General features: G+C 63.7%; 5 protein-coding genes and 1 pseudogene. 5 read left to right on the plus strand and 1 reads right to left on the minus strand.

The genetic code is table 11. The features are described from left to right. From AC2VOU_RS13290 to AC2VOU_RS13300, 3 genes are all read left to right on the plus strand, one after another. The coding region (locus AC2VOU_RS13290; RefSeq protein ID WP_486957802.1) for a sterol desaturase family protein at nt 1–470 on the plus strand (470 nt) is incomplete at its 5' end. Between the two features lie 145 nt (nt 471–615). Next, nucleotides 616–1,197: a LysM peptidoglycan-binding domain-containing protein gene (locus AC2VOU_RS13295; RefSeq protein WP_486957803.1), complete on the plus strand. Its 582-nt coding sequence runs from the start codon at nt 616–618 to the stop codon at nt 1,195–1,197. Between the two features lie 143 nt (nt 1,198–1,340). Further along, the gene (locus AC2VOU_RS13300) at nt 1,341–2,009 is read left to right on the plus strand and encodes an Rv1815 family serine proteinase (protein ID WP_486957804.1); all 669 of its coding nucleotides are present in this window, start codon (nt 1,341–1,343) and stop codon (nt 2,007–2,009) included. Here AC2VOU_RS13300 and AC2VOU_RS13305 read toward each other — a convergent pair. Next, complete coding sequence (locus AC2VOU_RS13305) at nt 2,006–2,455, minus strand: nitroreductase/quinone reductase family protein (protein ID WP_486957805.1); 450 nt, start codon at nt 2,453–2,455, stop codon at nt 2,006–2,008. The genes AC2VOU_RS13300 and AC2VOU_RS13305 overlap by 4 nt on opposite strands. 110 nt (nt 2,456–2,565) lie before the next feature. Here AC2VOU_RS13305 and AC2VOU_RS13310 point away from each other — a divergent pair, with 110 nt between their 5' ends. Together AC2VOU_RS13310 and AC2VOU_RS13315 are read left to right on the plus strand one after the other, a co-directional pair. Further along, complete coding sequence (locus AC2VOU_RS13310) at nt 2,566–3,288, plus strand: TetR/AcrR family transcriptional regulator (RefSeq protein WP_486957806.1); 723 nt, start codon at nt 2,566–2,568, stop codon at nt 3,286–3,288. 100 nt (nt 3,289–3,388) lie between these two features. Then, nucleotides 3,389–3,513, plus strand: a pseudogene (locus tag AC2VOU_RS13315) (VOC family protein); the annotation flags it as partial.

Genomic DNA, 3,513 nt, shown 5'->3' on the forward strand with positions numbered 1-3,513 from the left:
ACAGCGGCGAAATACTCATGTGGATTCCGTTGCCACTCTTGGGCATTCCGCCGTGGCTGGTGTTCTGCAGCTTCTCGGTCAACCTGATCTATCAGTTCTGGGTACACACCGAGCGCATCCGCAGAATGTGGGCGCCTTTCGAATTCGTCTTCAACACACCGTCGCATCATCGTGTACACCACGGGATGGATGCCGAGTACCTCGACAAGAATTACGGCGGCATTTTCATTGTGTGGGACCGGTTGTTCGGCACTTTCCGGCAAGAGACGTTCCGCCCGCACTACGGCCTGACCAAGCAGGTGGACACATTCAACGTATGGAAGCTGCAGACTCACGAATACCTGGCTATTGCCCGAGATCTCCGTTCGGCAACGCGTCTGCGCGATCGACTCGGTCACGTCTTCGGGCCGCCCGGCTGGCAGGCCCCGTCGGCGTCGCAGTCCAAAGCATCGACACGGCCGGCATCCTGACGCCGACCATCCGCTCAGCAGAGTGACGTTGTTCATCCGGCGTTTTCATCGCAGCGCGCCGAAAGCCCCCACTGCTCAGCAAAGATCAGTAAGTTCGACCGCGAGGCCGGTATCCACCTGCCGTGTCCACGAGAAGGGAATTGCTGTGGGAGACACTCTCACCGAGGGGCAAAAGCTCGTCAAAGGAGAAGCGCTTACCTCGAGCAACGGGGCTTACACCCTGACGTTGCAAGACGACGGAAACCTGGTCCTCGCATCGCGTGGACATGCGATCTGGGCGTCGGGCACCAACGGAGAAGACGTGGTCCGCGCGGAGGTCCAGAGTGACGGCAACTTTGTGCTCTACACCGCGAACAACCCGGTGTGGCACACCGACACCAAGGGCAAGAAGAACGTCCGCCTCGTTCTTCAGGACGACCGCAATCTGGTGCTCTACTCCGGCGACGCCGCCGCGTGGTCGACCAAGACCGAAACCGACGCCCCGCCGCCGCCCGAGCCAGCGGCTGCCGCACCGCCAGTCGCGGAGGAGCACGCGGTCGAGGAAGCCGCTCACGCGGAGCCTGAGCCCGCAGCCGCACGCACCTACACCGTCGAATCCGGTGACACATTGTGGGCCATCGCCGAGCAGTTCTACGGCGACGGCAACAAATACCAAATAATCGCCGACGCCAGCGGCATCTCCAACCCGGATCTGATCCACCCGGGACAGGTGCTGACCATTCCTTGATCGTCCGTGGGAGCGCGCCGTCCGCAAGTGCGGTCAGCGCGTTTTCAACTCAGCCTCTCCGCGAGGTCGGCTGACCTAATATTGACTGGTTAGCGTCGTGGCCGGCCGGAGGGGCGTCGGCCCGTACGGATCGGAGTCGGCGGGTGGGGGGTCGGGTAATCCGCGCTTTCGGCGCGACGGTCATCGCGGTGGCGGTGCCGGTTTCCCCTGTTCGGGCGCATGCCGATCCGGTCCTCGTCTTTCCCGGGATGGAGATCCACCAGGGCTCGCATCTGTGCACTCTGGGCTACGTGGACCCCAGGTTGAGGGTGGCTTTCAGCGCAGGTCACTGCCGCAGCGACGGACCGGTGCTCGACCGCGACAACAAGGTCATCGGGAATGTTGCCACGTCCCGGGACAACACACCCAACGGCGCATTCGTCAACACCGACCAGGAAATCTCCGACTACGAATCGATCGTGCTGACGCCCGAGGTCACGGTGAACAACGTCATGCCCGATGGCCGCATGCTGCAATCCGACCCGGGCCTGGTCGTCACGCCTGGCGAACCGGTCTGCCATTTCGGCGTCGGCAGCGGCGAGAGCTGCGGGACCGTCGAATCCGTCAACAACGGCTGGTTCACGATGGGCCAAGGCGCAATCAGCCGGCAGGGTGACTCCGGTGGGCCGGTGTACCTCGCCAACGGTCCCGGTCCGGCCAGAATCGTCGGGATCTTCAACAGCGTCTGGGGTAACTTCCCGGCGGCGGTGTCGTGGCAGTCCATTACCCAGCAGGTTCGCCAGGACGTCGGAACCGGCGGTCCGGCAATCTAGAACGTGAGAGCCGTCAGCGCGAAGACCGGGATCGACGGCGCCGCGGCCACGATCTGATCGTCGCTGGAATCGGGTGTCAGCCCCGCGATGTGCCCTTTGACCTCCCAGTACCACCTCTCCAAGTAGCGCCGCAACAGCTCGGGTTTGGCCGCATCGGCGACCTCGCTTGCCCGCGCCCCACGCCGACGCCAGCGCGGCCCCACCTCGACCGAGGCGGCCGCCCGGACGTTGCGCGCCCACTGGGTGTCACCCCGCGGCGAAACCAGGTAGTCGACGTCGGCGACGGTCAGCAGGTTGACCACCACGCTGCGAACCTCGCCGGTTTTGCGGCCGCGGACGCGCACAACGCGGCTGCCCGCCAGGCTGATGCCGACCTCGGCCAGCCATCGGACCAGCGTGTTGGCGACTTTGGCGATCCCGTTGGGTTTGTCGTATCGCACGGGCACGAGTTGTCCCCTCTCGACGAAAAGAGAGCACCGCTCTCTGAAGACTCGACGATGACACAGCCGCACCCAAAAAGCAAGAGCACCGATCGCTTTTATGCGAAACTTGCCCGATGGCAAGGCGGCGCGACTCGCGCGAGCGCATCGAAGCGCAGATCATCGAGATCAGTCGGCGCCATCTGGTCGATCACGGCGCGGCCGGGTTGTCACTGCGTGCGGTCGCCCGCGATCTCGGCATGGTGTCCTCAGCGGTCTATCGGTACGTGTCCAGCCGTGACGAATTGCTGACGCTGTTGCTGATCGACGCGTATTCCGAACTTGCCGACGTCGTCGACGGCGAGCGCGCTGCCGCGCCAGATGCATGGAACGAGGACGTGCTTGCCATCGCGCGCGCCGCACGCCGCTGGGCTGTTAGCCACCCGGCCAGCTGGGCGCTGCTGTACGGGAGCCCGGTCCCCGGTTATCACGCCCCGGGCGAACGAACGGCCGGCCCCGGAACACGGGTCATCGGAGCGCTATTCGATGCCGTGGCGGCGGGCATCGCTACCGGCGACATCAAGCTGACCAATCACACTGCGCCACAACCGATATGCTCGGACTTTGACCGGATAAGACACGAATTCGGTTTCCCCGGTGATGATTCCGTCATCGCGAAGTGTTTCGCCATCTGGGCCGGAGTGGTGGGCGCCATCAGCCTCGAGGTGTTCGGGCAGTACGGCGCCGACACGCTCAGCGACGTGCAGACGGTTTTCGACACCCAGGTGCGTTTGCTATTCGGGATGCTGACGCACACTGGTCTCGATTCGGCCCCTTTCAGCGCGACGACTCGAAATTAGAACGTGTTCAGCGACTGCCTGCCGGCTTGCCCGCACCGATAGTGGCAACATTCCGCTGCTAGTTTCGGGCCCGGGAGATGCTGAGTTATTCTGCGAGACGATGAGCATTTCTTTCGGACCCCCGGTCCAAACAGCGTGGGTCACTCACGGTCTGGATGCCACTGAAACCGCTCTCACCGGCCTGTTAGGTGTGAGGAAGTGGATTCGCCTGCCCGATATCCACTT

Source organism: Mycobacterium sp. TH-M25, from assembly GCF_057473665.1.